The sequence below is a fragment of the Fertoeibacter niger genome (genome assembly GCF_009380135.2).
In the GTDB taxonomy this organism is placed as follows: domain Bacteria; phylum Pseudomonadota; class Alphaproteobacteria; order Rhodobacterales; family Rhodobacteraceae; genus Fertoeibacter; species Fertoeibacter niger.
The window spans coordinates 75,807-101,119 of record NZ_WHUT02000009.1; the positions used below are offsets into that span (position 1 = coordinate 75,807).

The 25,313-nt window shown below is 64.6% G+C and carries 27 protein-coding genes; 13 read left to right on the forward strand and 14 right to left on the reverse strand.

The window, feature by feature from the left end; translation table 11 throughout:
* Window positions 1-46 precede the first annotated feature (46 nt).
* From GEU84_RS15165 to GEU84_RS15215, 11 genes are all read right to left on the reverse strand, one after another.
* Window positions 47-1,309 (reverse strand): NAD(P)/FAD-dependent oxidoreductase, encoded by a 1,263-nt coding sequence (locus tag GEU84_RS15165; RefSeq protein WP_152827618.1) that lies wholly within the window; start codon window positions 1,307-1,309, stop codon window positions 47-49.
* Between the two features lie 46 nt (window positions 1,310-1,355).
* On the reverse strand, window positions 1,356-2,063 hold the full coding sequence (locus GEU84_RS15170) for a c-type cytochrome (RefSeq protein ID WP_152827616.1): 708 nt from the start codon (window positions 2,061-2,063) through the stop codon (window positions 1,356-1,358).
* A gap of 2 nt (window positions 2,064-2,065) precedes the next feature.
* Window positions 2,066-3,424, reverse strand: coding sequence for a c-type cytochrome (locus GEU84_RS15175; protein WP_241427718.1), 1,359 nt, complete (start codon window positions 3,422-3,424; stop codon window positions 2,066-2,068).
* Entirely contained in the window at window positions 3,408-4,667 is a 1,260-nt protein-coding gene (gene soxC, locus GEU84_RS15180) for a sulfite dehydrogenase (RefSeq protein ID WP_152827614.1), read from the reverse strand. Before soxC ends, GEU84_RS15175 begins: the two co-directional genes overlap by 17 nt.
* Window positions 4,668-4,684: 17 nt before the next feature.
* Window positions 4,685-6,376: a thiosulfohydrolase SoxB gene (gene soxB, locus GEU84_RS15185; RefSeq protein ID WP_152827612.1), complete on the reverse strand. Its 1,692-nt coding sequence runs from the start codon at window positions 6,374-6,376 to the stop codon at window positions 4,685-4,687.
* Between the two features lie 119 nt (window positions 6,377-6,495).
* Window positions 6,496-7,359, reverse strand: a complete 864-nt coding sequence (gene soxA / locus GEU84_RS15190) for a sulfur oxidation c-type cytochrome SoxA (protein ID WP_152827610.1) — start codon at window positions 7,357-7,359, stop codon at window positions 6,496-6,498.
* A 29-nt stretch (window positions 7,360-7,388) separates the two neighbouring features.
* The gene (gene soxZ, locus GEU84_RS15195) at window positions 7,389-7,718 is read right to left on the reverse strand and encodes a thiosulfate oxidation carrier complex protein SoxZ (RefSeq protein WP_152827609.1); all 330 of its coding nucleotides are present in this window, start codon (window positions 7,716-7,718) and stop codon (window positions 7,389-7,391) included.
* An 18-nt stretch (window positions 7,719-7,736) separates the two neighbouring features.
* Window positions 7,737-8,156, reverse strand: a complete 420-nt coding sequence (gene soxY, locus GEU84_RS15200; RefSeq protein ID WP_174539909.1) for a thiosulfate oxidation carrier protein SoxY — start codon at window positions 8,154-8,156, stop codon at window positions 7,737-7,739.
* Window positions 8,157-8,188: 32 nt separating this feature from the next.
* On the reverse strand, window positions 8,189-8,662 hold the full coding sequence (gene soxX / locus GEU84_RS15205) for a sulfur oxidation c-type cytochrome SoxX (protein ID WP_152827607.1): 474 nt from the start codon (window positions 8,660-8,662) through the stop codon (window positions 8,189-8,191).
* 111 nt (window positions 8,663-8,773) lie between these two features.
* Window positions 8,774-9,331 carry a SoxW family protein gene (locus tag GEU84_RS15210; protein ID WP_152827604.1) on the reverse strand — a complete coding sequence of 186 codons (558 nt, stop codon included), beginning with the start codon at window positions 9,329-9,331 and terminating at the stop codon, window positions 8,774-8,776.
* Between the two features lie 11 nt (window positions 9,332-9,342).
* Window positions 9,343-10,080, reverse strand: coding sequence for a cytochrome c biogenesis CcdA family protein (locus GEU84_RS15215; protein WP_152827602.1), 738 nt, complete (start codon window positions 10,078-10,080; stop codon window positions 9,343-9,345).
* 83 nt (window positions 10,081-10,163) lie between these two features.
* On the opposite strand from GEU84_RS15215, the gene GEU84_RS15220 reads away from it, so the two are divergent.
* The 3 genes from GEU84_RS15220 (at window position 10,164) to GEU84_RS15230 (ending at window position 12,065) form a co-directional block, all read left to right on the forward strand.
* Window positions 10,164-10,520, forward strand: coding sequence for a thioredoxin domain-containing protein (locus tag GEU84_RS15220; protein WP_152827600.1), 357 nt, complete (start codon window positions 10,164-10,166; stop codon window positions 10,518-10,520).
* Between the two features lie 113 nt (window positions 10,521-10,633).
* On the forward strand, window positions 10,634-10,999 hold the full coding sequence (locus GEU84_RS15225; protein WP_420899285.1) for an ArsR/SmtB family transcription factor: 366 nt from the start codon (window positions 10,634-10,636) through the stop codon (window positions 10,997-10,999).
* Window positions 11,000-11,018: 19 nt separating this feature from the next.
* Window positions 11,019-12,065 (forward strand): YeeE/YedE family protein, encoded by a 1,047-nt coding sequence (locus GEU84_RS15230; RefSeq protein ID WP_174539910.1) that lies wholly within the window; start codon window positions 11,019-11,021, stop codon window positions 12,063-12,065.
* 356 nt (window positions 12,066-12,421) lie between these two features.
* Here the strand turns inward: GEU84_RS15230 and GEU84_RS15235 are convergent, their stop codons facing one another.
* Complete coding sequence (locus GEU84_RS15235; RefSeq protein WP_152827598.1) at window positions 12,422-13,099, reverse strand: phosphoribosyltransferase; 678 nt, start codon at window positions 13,097-13,099, stop codon at window positions 12,422-12,424.
* Window positions 13,100-13,166: 67 nt separating this feature from the next.
* Window positions 13,167-14,066: a LysR family transcriptional regulator gene (locus tag GEU84_RS15240; protein ID WP_152827596.1), complete on the reverse strand. Its 900-nt coding sequence runs from the start codon at window positions 14,064-14,066 to the stop codon at window positions 13,167-13,169.
* Window positions 14,067-14,218: 152 nt separating this feature from the next.
* Here GEU84_RS15240 and atzF point away from each other — a divergent pair, with 152 nt between their 5' ends.
* Window positions 14,219-16,015: an allophanate hydrolase gene (gene atzF / locus GEU84_RS15245; RefSeq protein ID WP_152827594.1), complete on the forward strand. Its 1,797-nt coding sequence runs from the start codon at window positions 14,219-14,221 to the stop codon at window positions 16,013-16,015.
* A 5-nt stretch (window positions 16,016-16,020) separates the two neighbouring features.
* On the opposite strand, the gene GEU84_RS15250 is transcribed toward atzF, so the two are convergent.
* Window positions 16,021-16,380 carry an AtzH-like domain-containing protein gene (locus GEU84_RS15250; RefSeq protein ID WP_152827592.1) on the reverse strand — a complete coding sequence of 120 codons (360 nt, stop codon included), beginning with the start codon at window positions 16,378-16,380 and terminating at the stop codon, window positions 16,021-16,023.
* An 80-nt stretch (window positions 16,381-16,460) separates the two neighbouring features.
* On the opposite strand from GEU84_RS15250, the gene GEU84_RS15255 reads away from it, so the two are divergent.
* From GEU84_RS15255 to GEU84_RS15295, 9 genes are all read left to right on the forward strand, one after another.
* Window positions 16,461-17,144 carry a cysteine hydrolase family protein gene (locus tag GEU84_RS15255; RefSeq protein ID WP_152827590.1) on the forward strand — a complete coding sequence of 228 codons (684 nt, stop codon included), beginning with the start codon at window positions 16,461-16,463 and terminating at the stop codon, window positions 17,142-17,144.
* Window positions 17,145-17,159: 15 nt separating this feature from the next.
* Complete coding sequence (locus GEU84_RS15260; protein WP_152827588.1) at window positions 17,160-18,743, forward strand: regulator; 1,584 nt, start codon at window positions 17,160-17,162, stop codon at window positions 18,741-18,743.
* Entirely contained in the window at window positions 18,740-18,937 is a 198-nt protein-coding gene (locus tag GEU84_RS15265; RefSeq protein ID WP_152827586.1) for a DUF4089 domain-containing protein, read from the forward strand. Before GEU84_RS15260 ends, GEU84_RS15265 begins: the two co-directional genes overlap by 4 nt.
* Window positions 18,930-20,345 (forward strand): AtzE family amidohydrolase, encoded by a 1,416-nt coding sequence (locus GEU84_RS15270; RefSeq protein WP_152827584.1) that lies wholly within the window; start codon window positions 18,930-18,932, stop codon window positions 20,343-20,345. The genes GEU84_RS15265 and GEU84_RS15270 overlap by 8 nt, the downstream gene beginning before the upstream one ends.
* Before the next feature lie 74 nt (window positions 20,346-20,419).
* Window positions 20,420-21,100, forward strand: coding sequence for an HAD family hydrolase (locus GEU84_RS15275; protein WP_152827582.1), 681 nt, complete (start codon window positions 20,420-20,422; stop codon window positions 21,098-21,100).
* Window positions 21,097-22,047, forward strand: coding sequence for a sugar-binding transcriptional regulator (locus GEU84_RS15280; protein WP_152827580.1), 951 nt, complete (start codon window positions 21,097-21,099; stop codon window positions 22,045-22,047). Before GEU84_RS15275 ends, GEU84_RS15280 begins: the two co-directional genes overlap by 4 nt.
* A 116-nt stretch (window positions 22,048-22,163) precedes the next feature.
* Complete coding sequence (locus tag GEU84_RS15285; protein WP_152827578.1) at window positions 22,164-23,471, forward strand: ABC transporter substrate-binding protein; 1,308 nt, start codon at window positions 22,164-22,166, stop codon at window positions 23,469-23,471.
* 125 nt (window positions 23,472-23,596) lie between these two features.
* The gene (locus GEU84_RS15290) at window positions 23,597-24,469 is read left to right on the forward strand and encodes a carbohydrate ABC transporter permease (RefSeq protein WP_152827576.1); all 873 of its coding nucleotides are present in this window, start codon (window positions 23,597-23,599) and stop codon (window positions 24,467-24,469) included.
* Window positions 24,470-24,478: 9 nt separating this feature from the next.
* Window positions 24,479-25,309 carry a carbohydrate ABC transporter permease gene (locus tag GEU84_RS15295; protein ID WP_152827574.1) on the forward strand — a complete coding sequence of 277 codons (831 nt, stop codon included), beginning with the start codon at window positions 24,479-24,481 and terminating at the stop codon, window positions 25,307-25,309.
* The last annotated feature ends 4 nt before the right edge of the window (window positions 25,310-25,313 follow it).

Here is a 25,313-nt window from a genome sequence, read left to right on the forward strand (position 1 = left end):
GTCCGAATGGGGGCGGGCGCGGTAGTCTGCGCCCGCCGGATGGGTGTCAGCCGAACATGTCGGCGGTGATCCCGGCATACCAGCCCAGCGATTCCTCGTAGGTGGCCTTGCGCAGGGCGGCATCTTCGCCGGTTGCCGAAATGAAGCTTTCGACACTGGCAATCTTTTCCGGCGTCGGTTCATAGGATGCGCCGACCTTCACCCCATCCTCGGGCGCGATCAGCGACCAGCAGGTGTTGGAGTATTTGGCCGGGAAGGTCTTGGAGCCCGTCAATTCGCCCCGGATCGCCATGGCGGCAACCTTCGCCTGGCTATTGGCCGAGAAGCCGGATTTCGGCATGTCGCCCTGCGCCGAGCTGTCGCCCAGAACCCAGGTGTTTTCATCCATCTTCGATTTCATCGAGGCCGGATCGACCGGGGCCCAGCCAGAGTCATCCGTCACACCCGCAATGGCGGCTATCTTGCCCGCCATCTGGCCGGGAATGACATTGCAGACATCGACCTTCGTCACATCGCCGTCGATCACGACTTCCATCGTGTCGGGGCGCACCTCGACGGCGTTGCCGCCGAAATCCGGGCCGACCCATTCAACCATGGTGCCGTAGTGCCGTTGCCAGCCTTCCTCGAACAGCGCCTGTTTGGAGTATTTGTCCTTGGGGTCCAGCACCAGGATCTTGGCGGTGGGGTTCTTTTCCTTCAGCACATGGGCGACCATGCTGATGCGTTCATAGGGGCCGGGGGGGCAGCGGTAGGGGTTCGGGGGGGCGACCATGGCAAAGGTGCCACCCTGGGGCATCGCCTCGATCTGGGCCTTCAGAAGCTGGGTCTGCGGCCCAGCCTTGTAGGCATGTGGCATGATCTCGGCATGGGTGTCTGCCGACCAGCCGGGGACCGAGCCGTCCTTGAAGTCGATGCCGGGCGACAGGACCAGCCGGTCATAGGGCAGGACCGTGCCACCGGCCAGCGTGACGGTCCTTGCCGCACGGTCGACGGCGGTCGCCATGTCGTTGATGACGGTCACACCGCCGCCCGCCAGCTTGTCATAACCATGCTGGAGGTTTTCGAAGTCGTAGAAGCCGCCAAGGTAAAGGTTGGAAAAGAAGCAGGTGGTGTAGATCGGGTTGGCCTCGACCAGCGTCACTTCAAGCGCGCCGTCGCTGTCCTTGGCCAGATAGCGCGCGGCGGTGGCCCCGCCTGCACCGCCGCCAATGACGACAACTTTGGGCTTGGCCTGCCCCCAGACGGTGGGTGCTGTCAGAAAGGCGCCGGCGGCCATGCCAGTGCCCAGGAATATACGTCTTGTCAGCATCGGGTTCTCCTCCCCTTGGGTTGGTCGGGCGCGGTTGTTCCGCGCTTCATTCTTCAAGCGTGGCGAAATAGGCGGCGAGTGCGGCAATCTCTTCGTCGTTCAGACGGCTGGCCATCATCTGCATCACGGGATGCGGGCGCAGTTTCTGTTTGTAGGCATGCATGGCGACGACAAAATCCTCGGCTGGCCAACTGGTTATCGACGGAATACCCTGATCGGAGCCGTCGGTCTGGTGGCAGGTCTGGCACTCCGACGCGAGGTATTCGCCATATTCGGGGTCGCCCTGGATGGACAGGGTGGCGGCAGACAGATCGGGGTCGGTCTTCAGCGCGGTCGGTTCGGACTCCGGGATGTCCTGTGGCCTGTCAGACCAGTCGCGCAGAAAGGCCATCAGCGCGGCGCGGGCCTGCGGGTCTTTCATGCCGCGGTAGTTCATCCGCGTGCCCGACACCAGCGCCTTGGGATTTTCGATGTAGGCGTCAAGGGTTTCCAGCGTCCAGACAAGACCGTCTGCCCCCATGCGCGCCATGGGTCTGGAGTAGTTGAAGCCTTCAAGACTGCTCGCCTTGCGGCCAAAAATGCCATTCAACTGCGGCCCGACCCGGTTCACGGCACCTTCGCCGATCTGGTGGCAGGCTTTGCATTGCTGGGCGAACAGCGTGGCACCGCGTTCGGCATCGCCGATGTCCTCGGCCCAGAGGGGGGCACCTGAAAGGCAAAGAACAGCGGCAATACGGGGCAGGAGCGAGGCCATGGTCAAGGGCCGAAGGTCGAAAGATAGGCAATCACGGCGTCACGCTCTTCGGGCTTTTTCAGGCCTGCAAAGGACATGCGTGTGCCCTTCACGAAACCCTTGGGATTTTCCAGAAAGGCGTGCAGCGAAGCGTCATCCCAGATCCCCCCGGCGGCCCCCATTTCGGCCATGGGGGCAGAGTATTTGAAGCCATCGACCTGACCCATCGTCGCGTTGACGATGCCGTTCAGGGCAGGGCCGACGGTGTTTTTCGCGCCTTCGCCAACTTTGTGGCAGGCGGCGCATTTCTTGAAGGCGGCCTCGCCAGCCGCGATCAGGGCCGGATCCGCTGCGCCTGAGGGCTCTGCTGCGGGTTCGGGTTCTGCCGGGGTGGCTTCGGCCGTGTCGGCGGGGGCTTCGGCTGCCGTCACTGGCGCGACGGGCGAGGTTTGCGCGATGATGACGGGCAGGGTGCCTGCGGGTTTGCCGTCAGGGTCTTCGGGCGTCACGTTGATGTCGACTGCGCGTTTGGTCACCTCTGGGGCCGCCGAGCGGCAGTTTTCCATGCAGGGCTCGGCGCTGAAGGCCGGGTATTCGGTGGCAGCCCGGTCGTCGGGGTAGAACCCATCGGCGTTGGGCATGGTGATTTCGGTGAAATTCTCATGCGTCAGGACAAAGTCATCTTCGACGATGCCGTTGGAGTAGAGAAGGAAGGCCGTGATGGCATAGGTGTCATCCGCCGTCAGGGTCTGCGCCCCGCCAAAGGGCATCGACCGGTGAACATAGTCGAAAACGGTCGAAAGGTGCGGCCAATAGCTGCCGATGGTCTTGACCGGGCGCGGGTCGGTCAGGGTGCCAGTGCCACCGGCCAGAACGGGCCAGCTGTCCAGCCCTTCGGCAAAGTCGCCATGGCACGACGCGCAGTTGTCGTAAAAGACCTGATCACCGGTTTCCACATCGCCCGATCCTTCGGGCAGGCCGGTGCCATCTGGCAGGACGGCCACATCCCAGGCGTCGATTTCGTCCGGCAAAGCCGGGCGGCCAAGGCCGAGTGGGGCAGCGGCGGCCAGGATCGCGGCGGCAGGTTCGGCTGCGGGCTCGGCTGCGGGGGCGGGGGCTGCCGGGGCTTCGGCCACGGGGGCGGGCTCAGGTTCCGGCGCAGGGACTTCGGCAGATTCTGCGGGGGCAGGCTCTGCCTGCACGGGTTCCGGGGGCGCTTCGACCGCCGCGGCGGGGGCTGCGGTTTCGGCATTGGCCGCGCCCGCCATGTCAAGCGTCTCGACCGCATCCGGGGCCGAAAGAGCCAGAACGACGGCCAGCACGGCAACGGTGGAGACGCTGGCGCCCAGCAGGATGATCGGGAATTCAGGCGATTTCGACATTCTCGACCTCTCCGTCGGCGCGCACCCACCAGGTCTGGATGCTGTTGTTGTGGTAGACGTTGTTCAGCCCGCGAATGTCGCGCAGGGCCTGTTTGGTCGGCTGGACATAGCCGGTTTCATCCATGGCGCGGGACAGGATGAACATCTCAGACCCGTCCCAGGTCATGTCGTAGTGGAACCGTGTCAGCGCCTTGGACCGCGCCTCGCCCGATATGCGGGCGGGGGTCCATGTCGCCCCGCCATCGGTGGACACATCGACACGGGTGATCCTGCCGTTGCCGGACCATGCCAGACCGGTGACGACCAGCGGCCCGGCACCATGGCGGATCGGGGCTTGCGGGCTGGGCGAGGTGATGACGGATTTCGCATCCATCACCCAGGTCCATTTCCGCGCCCGGCCATCCGGCATCATGTCGGTGTATTTCGAGGTTTCCTCGCGGCTTTCCACGGCCTGATCATAGACGCCGATCCGGCGGACCCATTTGACCCACATGTTGCCTTCCCAGCCGGGCACGACCAGCCGGACGGGGTAGCCATGTTCCTTGCGCAACGCCTCGCCATTGGCAAAGAAGGCGACCATCACATCGTCCAGCGCCTTTTCCAGCGGGATCGAGCGGCCGTTGGACGACGCATCCGCACCCTCGACATAAACCCACTTGCCCGCCGTCTGCACCCCCGCTTCGGCCAGCAGATCGCGCAGCATGACGCCGGTGTATTCCATGTTGTGGATCATGCCCTGGGTGAACTGGCAGCCTTCCAGCTGCGCGCCACCCCATTCCATGCCGCCATTGGCCGCGCATTCGCAAAAGGCGGTGGTGATGTGGCGGGGAAACCGCAGAAGGTCTTCGAAGGTGAAGACCAGAGGCTTGTCGACCAGCCCGTTGATCATCAGGCGGTAATCGGTCTTTGACAGCTCGATCGCACCCGAATGGTGGCGTTCGAACGCGCAGCCCTGCGGGGTGATCGTGCCTTCCAGTGCGTGAATGGGCGTAAAGTTGATCGAGGAGACCGGGCTTTCGGTCAGCCATTCCACATTGCGGCGCACGACATGGGATTCGAAGCTGATCGGCATCCCGTAAGGGGCGGCATCGACCGGGTCGCCGAAGGCCGAAGCCCAGGGCTGCACCTCGGTGATCAGCGGATCAGCGGTCTGGGCAGCGGCGGCGCTGGCCACAAGCCCCGCCCCTGCGGCGGCGGTGCCGGCCAGAAAGGCGCGGCGAGAGGGTGTGGGTTCGTCGGTCATCTGGCGAACGCTCCTGTTCAGATCCCGGTCACTTTGACCGAGGGGTTGGGGTCAAGCCGGACGGTGCCCAGCTTCTTGATATGCGCTTCCACCACGTCCCAGATCTGCGGGCCTTCGGTGCCTTCGTTGACCGATGCCCAGCCGCCGACGGTGTAGGATTTCGCGGGGTCAATCGCCTCGGCCGTGTCCAGCAGGACCATGTTGCTGACGCGGTTGCCGATGGGTTTGGACACGTCGCAGGCAAAACCCATGCCGCCGATGCGGACCATGTCGCCACCCTGCTGATAGTAGGGGTCGGGGTTGAAGATGTTGTCGGCCACATCTTCGAGGATTGTCTTGATCGTCTCGCCCGTCATTTCCGTGCGATAGACCTGACCATAGGTCATCGAGGTTACGTTGTGGATGTCTTCTCGGGTGATCGTATCGCCAGGCAGCAGCGACGCGCCCCAGCGCACGCCGGGGGAAAACGCGATCTGCACATCGCGTTCGCTGCGAACGGCGTTGCAGATGAGATCGTCCCAGGTGCCCTGAAAGTTGCCACGGCGATACAGCAGGCTTTCAGTGGTGCCGATCTTCTCCTCCAGCTGCGCCTTGAAGGGCGCGCGTTCGGCGTCGATCAAGGTGGCCATGTCGGCGTCGGGGGTGATCACGTCTGAAAAAACCGGGATCAGCTTGTGGCGGTAGCCCATCATCCGGCCACCCTGCACATCCAGATCGATGCGGGAAACAAATTTGCCGTGGCTGCCGCTGGCAATCAGGATGGTCTGGCCGACCAGCACGGGTTCGGGGATGGCGTCATGGGTGTGGCCGGTCAGGATCACGTCGATGCCCTGCACGCGGGAGGCCATCTTCTTGTCAACGTCAAAGCCGTTGTGCGACAGGCAGACCACCAGATCGACGCCCTCGGCGCGGATCTCGTCCACCACTTCCTGCATGCGCTCCTCGCGGATGCCGAAGGAATATTCGGGGAACATCCAGTTCGGGTTGGCGATGGGCATGTAGGGGAAGGCCTGCCCGATGACGGCCACGCGCAGGCCGGCCCTGTCAAAGATCGTGTAGGGCTCGAACGCGGGTTCGTCCCATTCGGCGTCGAAGATATTCGCGCCGAGGAAGGGGAAGGGCAAAGCCTCGACGATTTCCTGCACGCGGGCGGTGCCAAATGTCCATTCCCAATGGCTGGTCATGGCATCCACGCCCAACGCGTTCATCACGTTGACCATGTCCTGACCCTTGGTCAGATAGCTGGTCATCGAGCCGTGCCAGGTATCGCCGCCATCCAGCAGCAGGCTGTCGGGGCGTGCGGCGCGGATCGCCTTGACCACGGTGGCAACGCGGTCCATGCCGCCCATCCTGCCATAGGTCTTTCCCAGGGCGGAAAAGTCTTCATGGGTCAGGGCATAGGCCTCGGGTGATCCGGGGGCGATATTGAACATGTCCTGAAAGGCGCGGCCTACCACATGCGGTGGCTGGCCCTTGGCATCGCCCACGCCAAGGTTCCATTCCGGTTCGCGGAACCAGATCGGTTTCAGCTGGGCATGGATGTCGGTCACGTGGATCAGCGTCAGATTGCCGAAGTCGTCGAACTGCAACAACTGGTCCTGCGTCAACGCCTGTTGGGCGGCCAGCCGTGACCAGTTGCCAAGGCCCGAAGCGCCGTAGATCGCCGATGCGGCCAGCGAGGCCTGTAGAAATTCGCGCCGGGTGATCATCCCGTTCTCCTTGCAGCGGGCATACTCCATCGGTCGTGCAGACACGTCCGGCGGGTGGCCCATCCTTCCTGAAACAGTCCGGGCGGCGGCGGGGGAGAGCAGCCGCCACCCGGGATGGCCTAGTGGCGCACCGAGACGCCTTCGACCGACAGTCCGTTGCCGCGCGAGGCGACGTAAAGTTCCAGCGCCTTGAACTCATCCGAGTTGGGCTTGAACGTCTCGGCCCGGGTGTCGCGCACGCAGCCGACAAAGCGTTGCTGCGCCGACAATATGCCCGCGTCTTTCAGCCGGTAGACGGGAAAGCCGTTGACCTGGCCCTGGCTGAGGTGGTCGGCGCGGATGTAACGGCCCTGATTGTCCTCGTGGCACGACGCGCAGGACATCTCAAGTTGCCCGAACCGGGTGTAGTAGAGTTCCTTGCCCTTTTCCCAGAACGAGGCCGCAGCGCCGTCGATGGCCACATTCACCGGCATGCCCCGCGACTGCATCGAAATCAGGGCCAGCATGTCCTTCATCTGGCTGCCGGTCCAGCCCCAGGCCTCCAGCCCCATGCGGTCGGTCACGCAGGCGTCGACATAGTTTTCAACCGTCATCAGCGCACCGGTCTTGGCATCGACGCGCGGCGTCGTGGCGCGCAGGCCCGCCATCGACTCTGGCCCTTCATGGCAGCCGGCGCAGCTTTGCCCATCCGTGCCGATGGTCGCATTCCACAGATCCAGCCCGCGGTCGACAAAGACCATGCCCGGATTGTCGAAATCGTCCCGCTGCAGGTCGCGCGTTTCATCCTCGCGGTAGTGCCAGCCGGAATAGATGGTGTCGACTGTGTCTTTCAGGAACTCCGGCGCCGGTGCGGTGGTCACCAGATCGACGGTGCCCTCTTCGGCCTCGACGACCAGTGTGTCTTCGACCGGATCGGCGGCCACGGCCCCTGCAAGCGCAAGTCCAAGCGTCAAGGTGGCCCAAGTGGTGGCTGTGCGGTGCATGGCTGTCTCCTCCCCTGTTCGCCTGACCGTCAGCCGATCGCGATCGGCTTTGTGTCTTCGTAGATCGAGCCGTCGTCGTCATACCAGGTGAACTTGAACTCACCCGCGGCATCGACCTTGGCCTCGAATTCGAAATAGGGGTTGGTAGAGACCGCCGGGTCGATGGCCACATCAATCACGTTCATCCCGTTCAGATCGCAGGTGAAGCGATTGATGATCTTGCGCGGAATAAGGTTGCCCTCGGCATCCTTGCGCTGACCGGATTCCATCGTGTGCGAGACCAGCGCCTTGATGGTGACGACTTCACCAGCGGCGGCGGTCTTGGGGGTTTTCACCCGGGGTTTGACGTCTTCAGCCATGGTTTTCTTCCTTCTTTCTCAGCCGCCGCAGCCGCCGATGGTGACCTTGACGGTGGCCTGGGCCTGGACGATCGAGCCATCGGCCATCTTGGCCATGGCGACGACGTCCTGGGTCTTGGCCAGACGGATGCGGGTGGCGGCGAACTGCCGGCCTGCGGCGGGGCCGAAGGCAAAGGTCGCCACCGCGGGTTCAGGGTTGCCCGAGGCGAAAAGGATGATCGCCACGGCACCCGGCGCATCAACCGATACGGGCACGGTGTTGCCGTTTTCGGCAATTTCCGGCGTGGTGAGGGTGATGCCACCCGTGCCGGGGGCAGCACCCCCGGTGAAGGCAGCGGTCAGCTCGTCCATGGTGGCGGCGGCGGACAGGCCCGGCAGGGCGGCAAAGGCGATGCCGCCGAGGCCAATGGTCAGGGCCTTGCGTCTGGTCAGGGTCACGGGGTTGTCTCCTTTCTGGGGCGGTCAGCCCGTCATTCCTTGAGGGTAAGAAGGTAGGCCACGACATCCTCGATCTGCTGACCGGTCAGGATGGGCGGCAGGTCGCCTGCGGGCGCCTTGCCGGTGTAGCCGCCCCCGGGGCGGATGAAACCTTCGGTCTTGTAAAAGGCGGGCATGAAGCTGCCCTCGAAGGTCATCTTGGCATTGGCAACTATGCCGCGCAGCTCGGCCTCGCTCCAGCGGTCGGCGACGCCGTCCAGGGGCGGCGCGATGTCGCCGGGAAACTGCACATCGGGCAAAGCCGCGATGGTGTGGCAGGCCACGCAATTGCCAAGGGCTGCGGTCGTCATCACCGTTATCCCGTTGGCCGGGTCGCCGGGCGTAGCTGTCAACGAGGTCTCGATCTTGCCCTCGGTGTAGGCGACGTCGGTGGGCGCAGTCTCAGTCAAGGCTGGCGTCGCGAGAGTAACACTCATCGCGGCGGCCAGGCACAGCTGGCGCGTCATGGTCTTCCTCCCTGTATTCCTCCGTATACCACTATGGGAGGGAATCGAGCATCGGGCAAGAAAAATATAGCAAGAAAGCAATATCTATATAGTTGCGTCGGTTGAGCGGGTTCAGCCGCCCGTCGCCATCCGCTCGGCCACGAATTTCTGAAAGTTTTCGCCCGACTCGTATCCCTTGTCGCGCACCCAGATCAGCAGGGCTTCGGTCGTGACCGTGCCGAACGCGCCGGGCATCATGGCGACGGCCGCATCAGGGGCCGACATGGCATCGCCCACCGTCTCGGGCAGAAAGATCAGTGTGGGGGTGAACATGACGCCCCAGCGCATCGCCATCTCTTTTCCCGACAGGGAAGTGCCATCGAAATCGGTCACCTCTACATCGCCGAACAGGTTCATCTGCACGACGAAATAGTGATCGCGGATCAACTGGTCGATCGCGGGATCGGTGAACACCTTTTCATGCATTTCGGTGCAATAGATGCAGCCGCGCTGTTCGAAGACGATCAGCAGCCGCTTGCCCTCGGCTGTGGCCTCGGCCAGATCGTCGCTCAGATCTTTGAACGTCTCGCGCAGCCAGGCGGGCTTGTGCAGCCCGTCATCGCCCAGCTCGACAGCAAGGGCCGGGGCAGCAAAGGCAAGGGCGAAAGCAAAGGCAAGGCGGCGCAGCATGGCAGTTCCTTTCAGGTGAGTGTGGCGGACCAGTTGAAGTTGCGGATCATCCATTCGGCGATCAGGTTCACCGTGTTGGTGGCGATCAGGATGCCGAAGACGATCAGCATCACCCCCATCGCCTTTTCGACATGGCCCATCAGCGCCCGATGTCTGGCGACCCAACCCAGGAAAGGCCCGGCAAAGAACGCGGCAATCACAAACGGCAGCGTCATCGACAGACCATAGATCAGCAACAAAAGCCCGCCGCGCCAGAGGTCGCCCATGCCAGATGCGACCATCAGTATCGCTGCCAGCGCCGGGCCAACGCAGGGCGTCCAGCCAAAGCCGAAGGCGAGGCCCATCACATACGCCCCGGCCAGTGTGCGGGGGTTGGCGGTGGATTGGGCGCGCGCCTCTCGATACAGGAACCCGATGCGCAGGATGCCCAGAAAATGCAGGCCAAAGACGATCAGGATCGCGGCGGCCACATAGGACAGCGGCTCTTTCCACTGGGCGAAGTTGCGGCCAAGGGCGGTGGCGCCCAGACCCAGCAGAACAAAGATCGTGGTGACGCCGATCGCAAAGGCCAGTGCCTGCACCACCAGCCGACCGCGCGCGCCGGGGGCGATGGTGTCGCCATCGCGCAGCTCACGCACCGACAGGCCGGCCATGTAGGACAGGTAAAAAGGCACCATCGGCAGGATGCACGGCGACAGAAAAGACAACAGCCCTGCCAAGGCCGCCCCACCGAATGAGATGTCAAGCATCACAGCTGCTCCCCGGGACGAGCGCCTTGCCGGCAAGGCGAATATAGATTAGGATACTTCTATGTTTATGTGAGGCTGTCAACATGGCTGCGCGCTTTCTGCTTTTGATCATGATGCTGGTGTTACCTGTCGCGGCGCGGGCCGAGGCATTGCAGCTTTTGATGTTCGAACAGCCCGGCTGCATCTACTGCGCGCGCTGGAACGAAGAAGTCGCGCCCCAATATCCCCTTACGACCGAAGGCAAGGCTGCCCCCCTGCGGCGGTTGCAGTTGCGCGACCCGTTGCCCGAAGATGTAGCTGTGGCGTCAAAGCCGGTGTTCACGCCGACCTTCGTGCTGCTTGAGGATGGCGTCGAGACCGGGCGGATTGAAGGCTATCCGGGCGCGGACTTCTTTTGGCCGTTGCTGGCAGAGTTGATCGCGGATGCTGCCGCCGAATAGGGCGCGCAGGTGCCAATTGTCGGGCAATACCCGACCACCGGGCCAAGAAGGGTTGCCCTTTGCGGTGGGCGCACGCAATAACGGTTTCGGGGAGATCTCGGGGCAGAACCAGCGTGATCGAAGGCAAACCGCTGACAGAGGGATGGGTTGAACCGGCCGGGGGCACCACCGCCCCGGACTGCAGCGGGCTGGTCGCCAACGCAGAAGACGCCTCGACGCTGTTGAAGGCCATGGGTCATGACGGTCGCCTGACGATACTGTGCTACCTGCGGTCGGGGCCGAAAAGTGTGACCGAACTTGAAAAGCTTCTGTCTGCACGTCAGGCTATTGTCAGCCAGCAACTGGCACGGCTGCGGCTGGAGGGGCTGGTCAGCGCCCGGCGCGAGGGGCAGGCCATCTACTACTCGCTGCTGGACCCCAAGGTCACCGAGATGATCGAGGTTCTTGCGCGACTTTACGATACGACAACGCGCGGCTGAACTGCCGGAGGAGGCGCGAATGCTGGAAACTGTTCCTATCGGCGTCTTGGCGGCCCTTGTCGGTCTGGCGGGCGGTCTGGTTTTGGGCCTTGCAGCAAGGCTGGGCGATTTCTGCACCCTGGGGGCACTGGAATCGGCAGCTTACGGCGAGGATCAGACGCGGCTTCGGTTGTGGGGCGTAGTGCTGGCGGTGGCGATCCTCGCCACGCAGGGTGGGGCGATGGCCGGGCTGATCGACCTGTCGGGCACCTTCTACCACGCGCTGCAATGGAGCCCGCTGGGATCCATCGTCGGCGGGCTGGTGTTCGGCTATGGCATGGCGCTGGCCGGCAACTGCGGCTTTGGCGCGTTGGTGCGGTTCGGTGGCGGCGACATGCGGTCTCTGGTCGTGGTGGTTGTGATGGGCATCTTTGGTTTCATCGCCCTTTCCGGCCCGCTGGCCCCGATGCGGGTGCTGTTGTTCCCGCAGCCCGACGCGACCGGGCCGCAGGGGATCGTGCATGATCTTGGTCAGTTGGGCCTGCCGCCCGCCTTGGTGATCGTTGGCATGGCTTTGGCGTTTCTGGCCTGGGCTTTGGCCCATGCCCCCCTGCGCCACAGCCCGCGGCAGATCGTTTGGGGCGTTGCGGTCGGGCTGGCGGTGGCCGGGTGCTTTGTTGGCACCACCTGGCTTGCCGCCGAAAGTCTGGGAGAGATCACTGTCGAAGGCCCGTCTTTCACCGCGCCAGTTGGGCGCACGCTGATCTTTCTGATGACCTCCACTGCCGGGGGCATCACCTTTTCCGTCGGCTCGGTGGTTGGTGTGATGGCAGGCTCGCTGATGGGTTCACTGATCCGTGGCCTGTTCCGGTGGGAGGCGTGCGAGGATCCGCGTGAGCTTGGCCGCCAAGTGGGCGGTGCCGCACTCATGGGGATCGGAGGTGTGGTTGCAATGGGCTGCTCTGTTGGCCAGGGCGTGACAGGCTTTGCAACACTTGCATGGTCGGGCCCCGTTACGCTTGCCGCAATAGCGGCGGGCGCGCTGTTCGGTCTCCGCCGCCTCATCGGCGGATTTCAACCCGAGTAGGCGCGGAGCCCCGCGCGCCAGACGGCGTAACGCCTTTGGCTTTGGCACTGGCCAACGCAGGGTTCGTCTTGCCGCAGGCTGTTCGCAATCCGGTTTCGAAGCGCATCAACAAACCCGCGGGCATCGGCGAAACAAGCGCCTTGTCCATCAAGGCGGCCACGTCACCGTTCATGTCAAACGTCGCCTCGCACAAGCGGGGGCATCGTGCGCAATTCGATCGTGCTGTGTGGCGATCTTTCAGCCCAGCTGCCGTTTTTGGTGGCATTCGGCGTTGGTCACACCGGTCTGGATCTTGCAACAGCAATCATCCAATGAAATCATGATATTACATAACTTTGCTTATCGGGATTGGATGATCAGACCAGCCACCCCGCAGGCCCGCGCCCCAGGATCGGGGTGCGGATCGCGCTTGTCACTGGCAGGCTTGGGGCGGTTTCGGCCAGCCTGTCGCGCCAGACCTCGCCCTGCATCATGGCGGCAGCGATTGCGCCGGGCATCACGCGCGCCCGCGACAAAAGCCGCAGCGCGGCGGCAATGGAGGTGCCGGTGCTGATCACATCATCCACCAGCAGCACCGGGCGATCCGCCAGCAATGGCAGCATCCGCGGGTCAAGATAAAGCCGCTTCATCTGCCCGGGCGAGGTGATGGAACTGATGGGTTCGGACAGCGCGTCATCATACCAGAACTTGCGGCTCGTGCTCAGCGGCACCATGCGGGCATGGCCAAGACGGCGGGCCAGCCCCTCGGCCAGCGGCAGGCCCAGGGTGGGCAGCCCCACCACCACGGCGGGCACAGCCTCCAGCGCCGCAACCACCGCATCGCACAACGCATCCAGCACGGCAAAGCTGGCCTGATTCAGGATGAGCGAGGCCACAGCCCGACCGGCCCCCCCCGGCAGCACACGGATCGGCAGCAGAATCTGGCGGCCGTCGGGCAAGGTGGCCGCATAGACATCCTGTCCCGCCAAGGGCCCCTCGGGCCAGGTGCCGGGCGGGTAAAGCTCTTGCCACATGTCCAGCGGTGCGAATGTCATGGCGGGCCTTTGTGGCAGGTTGTGCTGTTGGCAGATAACCCGCAATCCGCCCGCTGCGAAAGTCGGTTCAGCCTTCCAGCGCCTCCAGCGCCGCCGCAAGCTGCTGCGCGAATTTGGCCGAGGCCACCGGCAGGCTGCGCCCTTTCAACTGGCCCAGCAGCAGCATGCCCACCGGCACATCGCGGGGTGCAATCTCGCGCACCACCAGCCGGCTGTCGGGGCTGGGACGCAGGCCGATGGGTATCTGAAAGCACACGGCGTTTTCAAACAGCACATATTGCCGCATCAGCTCGAAACTGTCGGCCTCGACCACCGGGTTCAGCCGCCGCGACTTGCCCCGCACCGCCAGTTCCAAGAGATGCCGCACGCCATATTCCGCCGTGGGTATCACATGCGGCACGTCCAGACAGTCGCGCAGGCGCAGCACCGGCCTGCCGGCCAGCGGATGCTGATCGCTCATCACCGCGCAGACAGGTTGGGGAATGGCCTTTATCACCTCGAAATCGGCCAGATAGACCGGCTCGAACACCAGAGCGATATCGCTTTTGAAGGTGGACAGGTCATGTTCGGCCGCCGCCCTGTCGCGCACATGCACCGAGAATGTGACACCCGGATGCTGCGCGCGATACCGCGCGATCTGGTCGGGCAGGAAATGCGGGTTCAGCCCCTGGCTGCACCCGATCGACACATGCCCCCGCCTGACGCCCGACAGGTCGGCCACCTGGCTGCGCACCCGTTCAAGGTCGGTCATCTGGCCGCGCACATGCTGCAACAGCAGTTCCCCGGCGGGGTTGAGTCGCACGCCGCGCGGCACCCGTTCGAAGATCTGCGTGCCGAATTCCTCCTCCAGCCGCTGAATTTGCCGGTTCAGCGCCGATGAGGTGATGTTCAGATCCTCTGCCGCCTTGCGGATCGAGCCTGCGCGCGCAATGTCCTGAATAAGCGAGTATGTCTGCAAGTATCTCATATCGCGGCAGTTTCCCCATGCTGCTGCAAATAATGCAGCACTCTGCTGAGAATATAGCATTGGCCGTCAGCACAAAGAAGCCGCAAGCTGCTGCAATGCGGCAAGACGGGGTTTCAAATGGCATGTGGCGGGCGGATCAACCGGGGGCGCGGATGCTGACCGATCTGCCTTTCACCCTGCCCGCGCTGCGGGCGGCCTATGCCGCGGGGCTGGCCCCGGCAGGAGTGCTGGCCGAGATGTTGCGCCGTATCCGCGCGGCAGACGACCCCGGGATATTCATCCACCTGATCGACGAGGCGGCCCTGCTGGCCGAAGCGGTGGCTTTGGGGCCCTATGACCCTGACCGCGCCCTTTGGGGCATTCCGTTTGCGGTAAAGGACAATATCGACGTGGCGGGTTGCCCCACCACCGCCGCCTGCCCCGCCTTTGCGCGGATGGCTGAGGCGGATGCCTTCGTGGTGGCACGGTTGCGGGCGGCGGGGGCCATACCTGTGGGCAAGACCAACCTTGATCAGTTTGCCACCGGGCTGGTGGGGGTGCGCACGCCCTGGCCCGTGCCGCGCAATGCGATTGATCCGGCGATTGTGCCGGGTGGGTCATCCTCGGGCTCTGCCGTCGCGGTGGCACGGGGCATCGTGGCGTTTTCGCTGGGCACCGATACCGCAGGGTCTGGCCGGGTGCCTGCGGGGTTGAACAATATCGTGGGGCTGAAGCCCAGCCTTGGCGCGCTGTCAACATCGGGCGTTGTGCCCGCCTGCCGCACGCTGGATGTGGTGTCGATCTTTGCGCTGACCGTGGCCGATGCGCATGCTGTTTTCCGGGTGGCGGTGGGGTATGATGCCGCTGATCCCTACGCGCGCCGCGTTGTTGCCGGGCCGATGCCCGCCCTGCCCCCGGCCCTGCGCATCGGCATTCCCAGCCGCCAGACCATCCGTTTTTTTGGCGATGATGCACAGCAGGCGATGTTCGACGCCACCTGCGCCAGCCTGCGGGCGATGGGCGCCGATGTGGTGGAGCTGGATTTCACCCCGTTCTACGCCGTGGCCGCCATGCTTTACGAGGGTGCCTGGGTGGCCGAGCGTCATGCCGTGGTGGGCCCGCTGCTGGCCTCGGACCCGCAGGCGGTGCATCCGGTGATCCGGCAGATTGTCGGCGGCGCTGTGGGCATGACGGCCACCGATGCATTCAAGGGCTTTTATCGGCTGGAGGCGCTGCGCCGGGCGGTGGAGCCTGTGCTGGCCAGCGTCGATATGCTGTGCGTGCCCACCATGCCCACATTCCCAACGTTGGCCGAACTGGCGGCAGACCCGATCACCCCCAATTCCCGTGCGGGCACCTATACCAATTTCGTCAACCTGCTGGGCATGTGCGGGCTGGCCGTGCCCGCCCCGCCCCGCGCCGATGGTCGCCCCGGCAGCGTGACATTGCTGGCGGCGGGCGGGCGCGATGCGACGCTGGCCAGTCTGGGGCAGGTGATCGAGGCATGGGGCGAGCGGACTTTGGGCGCAACCGGCTGGGCGCGGCCCGCCACGTTGCCCGCGCTGGCCCGCGCGATGCCGGAAGACATCGAACTGGCGGTCTGCGGCGCGCATATGTCCGGCCTGCCGCTGAACAGTGAACTGACATCGCGCGGCGCGCGGTTCCTGCGGCGGGCGGAAACCACGGCGGACTACCGGCTTTACAGCCTGCCCGGTGGCCCGCCCCGCCGCCCCGGCCTGCTGCGCATGGCCGGTGGTGGCCCGATCCGGCTGGAGGTCTGGGCTCTGCCGCTGGCCGAGGTGGGCGGCTTTCTGGCAGGCATTCCCGCGCCGCTGGGTCTGGGCACAGTGGTTCTGGCCGACGGCACCACGCCCAAGGGCTTCCTGTGCGAGGCGGCTGCTGTGGCCGGGGCCGAGGATGTCACCGCCTATGGCGACTGGCGGCTGGTGTTGCGCGAGGCGGCGGCATGATGGCTTCAGCCACCCAGGCTGACATGCGCCGCCGCGATGCGCCAGCCATCGGCGGTGCGTTGCCACACCTGCGTCTGCGCGCCCCGCTTGCCCGACCCGCGCCGGGTGTATTCGGCGGTGGCCACGCCGATGTCGGCGCTCAGCACCCGGATCTCCACCCGCGTCAGATCACGCGCGATGTCAGACGCATCGCGACCCTTGCGGAAACCGGCAATGGATTCAATGCCATACAACCCCGCATCATTCATCATGCGGATCACATCGGCATCGGCGCGGAAATAGCCCACCAATGCTGCCACGTCATTCTCCATCAGCGCCGCCTCATAGCCGTCAAAGGCCGCCCTGATCTCTGCCGCAACATCCATGCCCCTGCCCTCACCGTTTTCCGCAGCGCAGCGTGCCGCAGCCTGCCCGCCTGTCAAGCCCCTTCCGCATCGGAGCCGCCATGCTGATCACCCTTGATGCCGAACCCGGCCCCATCCGCTTTGCCCCCAACCGCGCCGCTCTGATCCTGATCGACATGCAGCGCGATTTTCTGGAACCGGGGGGTTTTGGCGAAACGCTGGGCAATGACGTAGCGCTGCTGCAAATGGCGGTCGGCCCCTGCCAGATGGCGCTGGCCGCCGCTCGCGCTGCGGAATTGCTGGTGATTCACACCCGCGAGGGCCACCGCCCCGATCTGCGCGATGCGCCCCCCGCCAAGCTGGAACGCGGCGCACCCAGCAAGCGCATCGGCGACCCGGGGCCCATGGGGCGCATCCTGATCCGGGGCGAGGCGGGGCATGACATAGTGGCAGCCTTGGCACCCCTGCCCGAAGAGCCTGTGATCGACAAACCCGGCAAAGGCGCCTTTCACCAGACCGATCTGGACCAACTGCTGCGCAACAACGGCATCGACACGCTGATCGTGGGCGGCGTGACCACCGAGGTCTGCGTTCACACCACCATCCGCGAGGCGAATGACCGGGGCTACCGCTGTGTGGCGCTGGCCGATGCCTGCGCCTCGTATTTCCCGGAATTTCACCGCATCGGGCTGGAGATGATCAAGGCCCAGGGCGGCATTTTCGGCTGGGTCAGCGATGCCGCCAGCTTTCGCAACGCCATGAACGCCGCCGTCAGAGCGGCCTGATCAAGAGGGAACGCCATGCAGACCACACCAAAACTCTGGACTCCGGGCGACTGGAACGCCCTTTTCGGCTTTGGCACCAACATCCTTGTCAACCTGCTGGTGCTGACCGGCCTGTTGCAATTCGTGTTGCAGATGCCTGCCGAGATCGTCTTTGGCCGCATCCTGCCTGCCTTGGGCCTGATGATGGCGCTGTCCACCGGATATTACGCCTGGCTGGCCTATCAGCTGGCCAAGGAAACCGGGCGCAACGATGTCTGCGCCCTGCCCTCGGGCATATCGGTGCCGCATATGTTCGTGGTGACATTCGTTATCATGCTGCCGATCTCGCTTTCGACCGGCGACCCGGTGAAGGGGTGGGAGGCTGGTCTGGTCTGGGTGTTCTTCCAAAGTTTCATCCTGATGATCGGCGGCTTCATCGCCCCCTATATCCGCAAGATCACCCCCCGCGCGGCGCTGCTGGGCACGCTGGCGGGCGTATCCATTGCCTTCATCTCCATGCGCCCGGCGCTGGAGATGTTTCTGAACCCGGTGATCGGGGTTGTGTGCCTTGCCATCATCCTGGTGGCCTGGTTCGGCGGGGCGCGTTACCCGCGGGGCATTCCTGCGGGGCTGGTGGCCATCGCCTTTGGCATGCTGATCGCCTGGGGCGCGGCGGCGCTGGGGTTCAGCGTGGGCGGCATCAGCGCGGGCGGTCTGTCCGGGGCATTCGCCAACTTCGGCTTTTCGCTGCCCATTCCGGCCATCGACCATGTGTTTGGCGGGTTTGAATTTCTGGGCATCATCCTGATCACCGCCATCCCCTTCGGCATCTATGATCTGGTCGAGGCGATGGACAATGTGGAAAGCGCCGAGGCGGCGGGCGACCATTACCCCACCACCCGCGTGCTGACCGCCGACGGGGTGGTTTCGCTGATCGGCTGCCTGATGGGCAATCCGTTCATCAACGCGGTCTACATCGGCCATCCGGGCTGGAAATCCATGGGCGGGCGCATCGGCTATTCGGCCGCCACCGGGCTTTTGGTGATCGTGCTGTGCTGGTTCGGCGTGATTTCGTTGCTGCTGGCGCTGGTGCCGGTGGTCGCCATTTCGCCGATCCTGCTTTACATCGGCATGCTGATCGGCGCGCAGGCGTTCCAGACCACGCCGCTGACCCACGCCCCCGCCATCGTGCTGGGCATGCTGCCGCATCTGGCCGCCTGGGCAAAAACGCTGATCGACGGCAGCCTTGGCGCGGCCGGAGTGCAGATGACACCCGAACTGGTCGAGAAAATGGCCATGGGCGGCGTGCTTTATGAAGGGCTGGCGGTGTTTGGCAGCGGGGCCATTCTGGTGGGTCTGGTGCTGGCGGCGATTGCGGTTTTCATGATCGAGCGCAAGTTCGAATGGGCCGCAGGCTTTGCGCTGGCCGGTGCGGCGATGAGCTTCTTCGGCTTCATGCATGGCGAGGCTTTGGGCGTGAACGTGACGCCGATGGTGTCGCTGGCCTATGTGCTGGTGGCGGGGTTCCTTTACCTTTGCGCCCGGTCGCAGGTGGTGTCGTTTGACCGCACTCCTGCCCCCATGGCCTCTGACGCGCCTTCGGCCCAGCCCGCTGAATGACGGCGGATGCCTATATGGATGCGGCGGCGGCGGTGGTTGGCCTGACCATCAGCGCCCCGCAGCGCGACGGGGTGGCCCGTTTTCTGGGGATCGCGGCGGATATGGCCGCGATCCTTGATGCCTTTCCGCTGGATGACGGGGTGCTGGCGATGGCCCCTGTTTTCCGCCTGCCCGAAAGCCCGCCTGATGAATGATCCCACTGGCCCCTGGGCCACCGCCGCCGAGATTGCCAGTGCCGTCGCGGGTGGCACGGTGTCTGCCCTGTCGGTCACGCAGGCCGCATTGGCGCGCGTTGCCGCAGGCAATGCCGCGATCAATGCCTACACCGATGTGACTGCCGACCGCGCCCTGCGCGAGGCGGCGGCGGTGGATGCCGCGCGGGCGGCTGGGGCCATGCCCGGGCCGCTGGCGGGCGTGCCCTTTGCGGTGAAGAACCTGTTTGATGTCGCGGGCCTGCCCACCCGGGCCGGGTCGAAGATCAACCGTGATCGCCCGCCTGCCCGTGCCGATGCCAGCCTGTTGCTGCGGATGAATGCGGCGGGGGCGGTGCTGCTGGGCGGGTTGAACATGGGCGAATATGCCTATGATTTCACCGGTGAAAACGCGCATGACGGGGCCTGCCGCAACCCGCATGCCATGGGCCGGATGACCGGCGGTTCATCCTCGGGGTGCGGGGCCGCCACGGCGGCGGGGCTGGCGCCTGTCTCGCTGGGGTCTGACACCAACGGCTCGCTGCGGGTGCCTGCGGCGCTGTGCGGTGTGTTCAGCCTGAAACCCACCTACGGGCGACTGGGGCGGGGCGGGACGTTCCCCTTTGTGGATAGTCTGGATCATCTGGGGCCGATGGCGCGCTCGGCCACCGATCTGGCGCTGGCGCATGACGCCTTGCAGGGGCCGGATCCGGGGGATCATGGCTGCACCGGCAAAATCGCACCTGTGATGCCATCGCTTGAATGTGGCGTCGCGGGGCTGCGCATCGGGGTGCTGGAGGGCTGGTTCGCCAGTCATGCCGATACCGATGCGCAGGCGGCGGTATCAGCAGCGGCAGCGATGCTGGGCAAAACCACCGATGTCTTCCCGCAACGCTTTGACGCGGCCGAGGCTGCAAGGGCGGCGGCCTATCTGATCACCAACAGCGAAAGCGCGGCCTTTCACCTGAACCGCCTGCGCAACCGCGCCGACGATTTCGACCCCGACACCCGTGACCGTTTTCTGGCCGGGGCGTTGCTGCCCGCTGCCTGGATCGCGCGGGCGCAGCGGGTGCGGCACTGGTGCCTGGAACAGGCGCTGGCGCTGTTTGCCGATACCGATCTGCTGCTGGCCCCTGCCACACCCTGCGCCGCGCCACTGGCGGGCCAGCGGCTGCTGCAATTGGCCGGGCGCGACATGCCGTTGCGCCCCAGCCTTGGCCTGCTGGCCCAGCCGTTTTCCTGCATCGGCCTGCCGGTCGTCACGGTGCCGGTCTTTGCTCCGGGTCAGCTACCGCTGGGGGTGCAGATTGTGGCCCCGCCCTGGCGCGAGGATCTGGCCCTGCGTGCGGCACTGGTGTTGGAACAGGCAGGCGTGGCGCAGGCGCATCCGCCGGGCCAGCGCGCCGCATAGCTCTGTCACCCCCGCCTTGCGCGGAAAATGGCAAAGTGCAAAGGTCGCGCGTCCTTGCACCGGAGCCCGCGCCCTTGCCCTATGACCTCGTGATCTTTGACTGCGACGGCGTGCTGATCGACAGCGAGATCATATCCGCCCGCATGCTGATCGCTGCGCTGGCGGGGTTGGGGGTGCATATCGACCTTGATTATGTGGCGCGGCATTTTCTGGGGCGCAGCTACCCGGTGGTGATGGCGCAGATAAGGCAGGAATTCGGGCTGGATCTGCCGCCGGAGTTTGAGGAACAGTACCGCCAGCGCCTGCTGGCGGCCTTCGAGGCCGAACTGAGGATCATGCCGCATGTGCAGGATGTGCTGGCGCGGCTGGCGCATCCCTATTGCGTGGCCACATCCTCCAGCCCGGTCAGGGCCCGGAAATCACTGGCCATGGTGGGGTTGGAGGGGCTGACCGGCCCGCGCCTGTTCACCGCGACCATGGTGGCGCGGGGCAAGCCTGCGCCCGATCTGTTCCTGCATGCGGCGGCCACGCTGGGGGCAGACCCCGCCCGCTGTCTGGTGATCGAGGACAGCCTGAACGGGGTGCGGGCGGGCCTTGCGGCGGGTATGCAGGTGTGGCGGTTCACCGGGGGCAGCCATCTGGCGGGGCGCGACCTGACGGCCCCCCCCGACGCACGCGCACACAGGGAATTTGCATCTTTCGCCGATTTCTTTCAGATTGACCCCTTATTGCGCCCCACAACGGAACAGGCATGAGCCGGATCGACCCCGAACCCACGTTGCAGGACGAGGCCGCGCGCGCCGGCTGGCTTTACTATGTCGGTGGCCTGACGCAGGACCAGATCGCGGCGGAACTGGGCGTGTCGCGGCAGCGGGCGCAGCGGCTGGTCAGCCGGGCGATGGCCGAAGGGCTGATCCATGTGCGGCTGGAGCACAAGATCGGCGCCTGCCTGCAACTGGAGGCTGAACTGGCCCGGCGCTACGGGCTGGGTCAATGCCGTGTCGCCCCGGGGCTGGGCGCGGGGGCCGACCCGGCCCGCGCGATTGCCGGGCCTGCGGCGGCGCTGCTGGAACATTATCTGGCGCGGGCCGAACCGCAGGTGATAGCACTTGGCACAGGCCGCGCGCTGCGGGCCATGGTCGAAGAACTGACCGCGCAGGATTGCGAGCGGCATCATGTGGTGTCGCTGATCGGCAATATCGCGCCCGACGGGTCGGCGTCATTCTATGATGTCATCATGCGGATCGCCGACAAGCTGCACGCCCCGCATTACCCCATGCCCGTGCCGGTGATCAGCGACACACCCGCCGAACGCGCGCTTTTCCACTCGCTGCGCCCGGTGCAGGCGGTGGTGGCGCTGGTGCAGCGCGCCGACGTGATCTTTGTGGGCGTGGGGCAGATGGGCGATGATGCCCCGCTGCTGCTGGACAAATTCGTGACCACCGGCCAGTTGCGCGACATGCAGGGCGTGGGCGCGGCGGGCGAGATTGCGGGCTGGGTGTTTGACGCCACGGGCCGCTACATCGACTGCGACGCGAATGACCGGGTGGGCGGGGTGCGCATTGATGCAGGCCGTGAAGCGCCGGTGATCGGTGTGGCTGCGGGCGCGACCAAGGTGCGCGCCATCCGTGCCGCGCTGACGGGGCGACTCATCAACGGGCTGGTGACAGACGAGCCGACGGCGCGCGCCCTGCTGGCCTGACCGAATTCGTTCAAACCTCTGGGGTGCAACGAAGTTTTTTCGTTGACTTTATTTTAGGCGCGAGTGAGTATTTACCCATGCGGTGAGCATCTGCTCACACGCTCAGGGAGGATAACATGACACTGACGATCCGGGCGCTTCTGGGCGCCTGTGCCGTCGGCGCGCTTTGCAGCGCCGCCGTGGCCGAAACCATTACCGTCGCAACCGTGAACAACGGCGACATGATCCGCATGCAGGGCCTGATGGCCGACTTCAACGCCAAGCACCCGGACATTCAGGTTGAATGGGTGACGCTGGAAGAAAACGCGCTGCGCCAGAACGTCACCACCGACATCGCCACCAGCGGCGGCCAGTATGACGTGATGACCATCGGCACCTATGAGGTTCCGATCTGGGGCAAGCAGGGCTGGCTGGTCAGCCTGAACGATCTGCCCGCCGAATATGACATCGACGACATCCTGCCTGCCATCCGTGGCGGCCTGACCGTCGACGGCAACCTGATGGCCGCGCCCTTCTATGGCGAATCCTCGATGGTGATGTACCGCCGCGATCTGATGGAAGCGGCCGGGCTGACCATGTCCGACGCGCCGACCTGGACCGAGATCGAAGCCGCAGCAGCCGCGATGACCGACAAGTCGAAAGAGCAATACGGCATCTGTCTGCGCGGCAAAGCCGGCTGGGGCGAGAACATGGCCTTCCTGACCGCCATGTCGAACTCGTTCGGCGCGCGCTGGTTCGATGAAAAATGGGTGCCGCAGTTCGACAGCGCCCAGTGGAACGCCACGCTCACCACCTATCTGAAACTGATGAACGAATATGGCCCCCCGGGTGCATCTTCGAACGGTTTCAACGAAAACCTGACGCTGTTCCAGCAGGGCAAATGCGGCATGTGGATCGACGCCACCGTTGCGGCATCCTTCGTGACCGGCAAGGATTCGACCGTGGCCGACAAGGTTGGTTTCGCTCTGGCCCCCGACAATGGTCTGGGCAAGCGCGGCAACTGGCTCTGGGCCTGGTCGCTGGCGATCCCGTCCTCGTCGCAGAAACAGGCGGCTGCCAAGACATTCATCGACTGGGCAACCAACAAGGACTATCTGGCACTTGTGGCTGCAAACGAAGGCTGGGCCAACGTTCCCCCGGGCACGCGCACCTCGCTGTATGAAAACCCGGAGTATGCCTCGGTTCCGTTCGCCAAGATGACGCTGGACTCGATCAACTCGGCCGACCCGACCAAGCCGACGGTTGACCCCGTTCCCTATGTCGGCGTGCAGTTCGTGGCGATCCCGGAATTCCAGGGCCTTGGCACAGCTGTGGGTCAGGAATTCTCGGCAGCCCTGGCTGGCCAGAAAACAGCAGAAGAGGCACTTGCCGCCGCTCAGGCGCTGGTGACGGATGAAATGACGGCTGCGGGTTACATCCAGTAACCACCGCTGCCGCACGGGGCTGGCGCCGCGCCAGCCCCACCCCTGCCCGGCCCTGATGCTTTGCACGGATCGGCCGGGCCATTTCCCTACAGCGCCCCTGGCGGGCCCATTCAGGACACATGACCATGTCCACGCAATCTTCCCGCGCAACCGCGCGCCTGATGCTGTCGCCCACGGTGATCCTTCTGCTGATCTGGATGATTGTGCCGCTGGCGCTGACGCTCTGGTTCTCGACCCAGCGCTACAACCTGCTGTATCCCGACCGCCAGGGCTTCAACGATTTCGCCAATTACACGCGCTTCATCGCCACGCCTGCCTTTACCGCCGCGATCATCAACACGCTGGTCCTGGTGCTGGGGGTGCTGGTGATCACCGTGGTGCTGGGCATCCTGATTGCGCTGCTGATTGATCAGCCGCTGTGGGGCCAGGGGCCGGTGCGCATTCTGGTGATCTCGCCGTTCTTCATCATGCCGCCGGTGGCCGCGCTGATCTGGAAGAACATGTTCATGAACCCGACCAACGGGTTGTTTGCCGAGGCCGCGAAATATCTGGGCCTGCCACCGTTTGATTTTCTGGGCGCGGCACCCTTGGCCTCGATCATCCTGATTGTCGCCTGGCAGTGGCTGCCCTTTGCCACGCTGATCCTGCTGACCGCGCTGCAATCCTTGTCGTCGGAAGAGCTGGAGGCCGCCGAGATGGATGGTGCCCCGCCGGTCAAGCGGTTCTGGTATATCATGCTGCCGCATCTGGCGCGGTCGATCACCGTGGTGGTGCTGATCCAGACCATCTTCCTGATGGGCATCTTCGGCGAGATACTTGTGACCACTAACGGCGGGCCGGGGTCTGCCAGCACCACCCTGCCCTTCCTGATCTACAAAGAGGCCCTGCTTGATTTCGACGCCGGCACAGCCGCCGCCGGAGGTGTGGTGGCCGTCATCATCGCCAACATCGTCGCCATCTTCCTGATGCGGGCGATCGGCAAGAACCTCGACGCGTAAGGAGGCATCATGGCCCGCGCCGTCACCACCCGTCGCAAGATCATCAACACCGTCGCCGCATGGTCTGTTGCGCTGATCCTGTTCTTTCCGATCCTCTGGACGATCCTGACATCGTTCAAGCCCGAGGCGCAGGCGGTATCCTCGCCGCCGGTGTTCCTGGCCTTCGACTGGACGCTGCAAAACTACATCGACGTGAACGAGCAGCGCAATTACCTGAAATTCTTCTGGAATTCGGTAATCATCGCCGTCGGCTCCACCCTGCTGGGCCTGGTGATCGCCATTCCCGCCGCCTGGTCGATGGCCTTTGTGCCGGGCAAACGCACCAAGGATCTGCTGATGTGGATGCTGTCGACCAAGATGATGCCCGCCGTGGGCGTGCTGGTGCCGATCTACCTGATCTTCAAATCGCTGGGCCTTCTGGATACCCGCGTGGGTCTGGTGGTGGTGCTGACGCTGATGAACCTGCCGATCATCGTCTGGATGCTTTACACCTACTTCAAGGAAATTCCGGGCGAGATACTGGAGGCCGCCCGGATGGACGGTGCCAACCTGCGCGCGGAAATCCTGTATGTGCTGACGCCGATGGCGGTGCCGGGCATCGCATCGACCGTGCTTTTGAACATCATCCTGGCCTGGAACGAAAGCTTCTGGACGCTGAACCTGACCGTCACCGATGCGGCCCCGCTGACGAAATTCATCTCGTCCTTCTCATCCCCGCAGGGGCTGTTCTACGCGAAACTCTCGGCGGCCTCGACCATGGCCATCGCGCCGATCCTGATCATGGGCTGGTTCAGCCAGAAACAACTCGTCCGCGGCCTGACCTTCGGCGCGGTGAAGTGAGGAC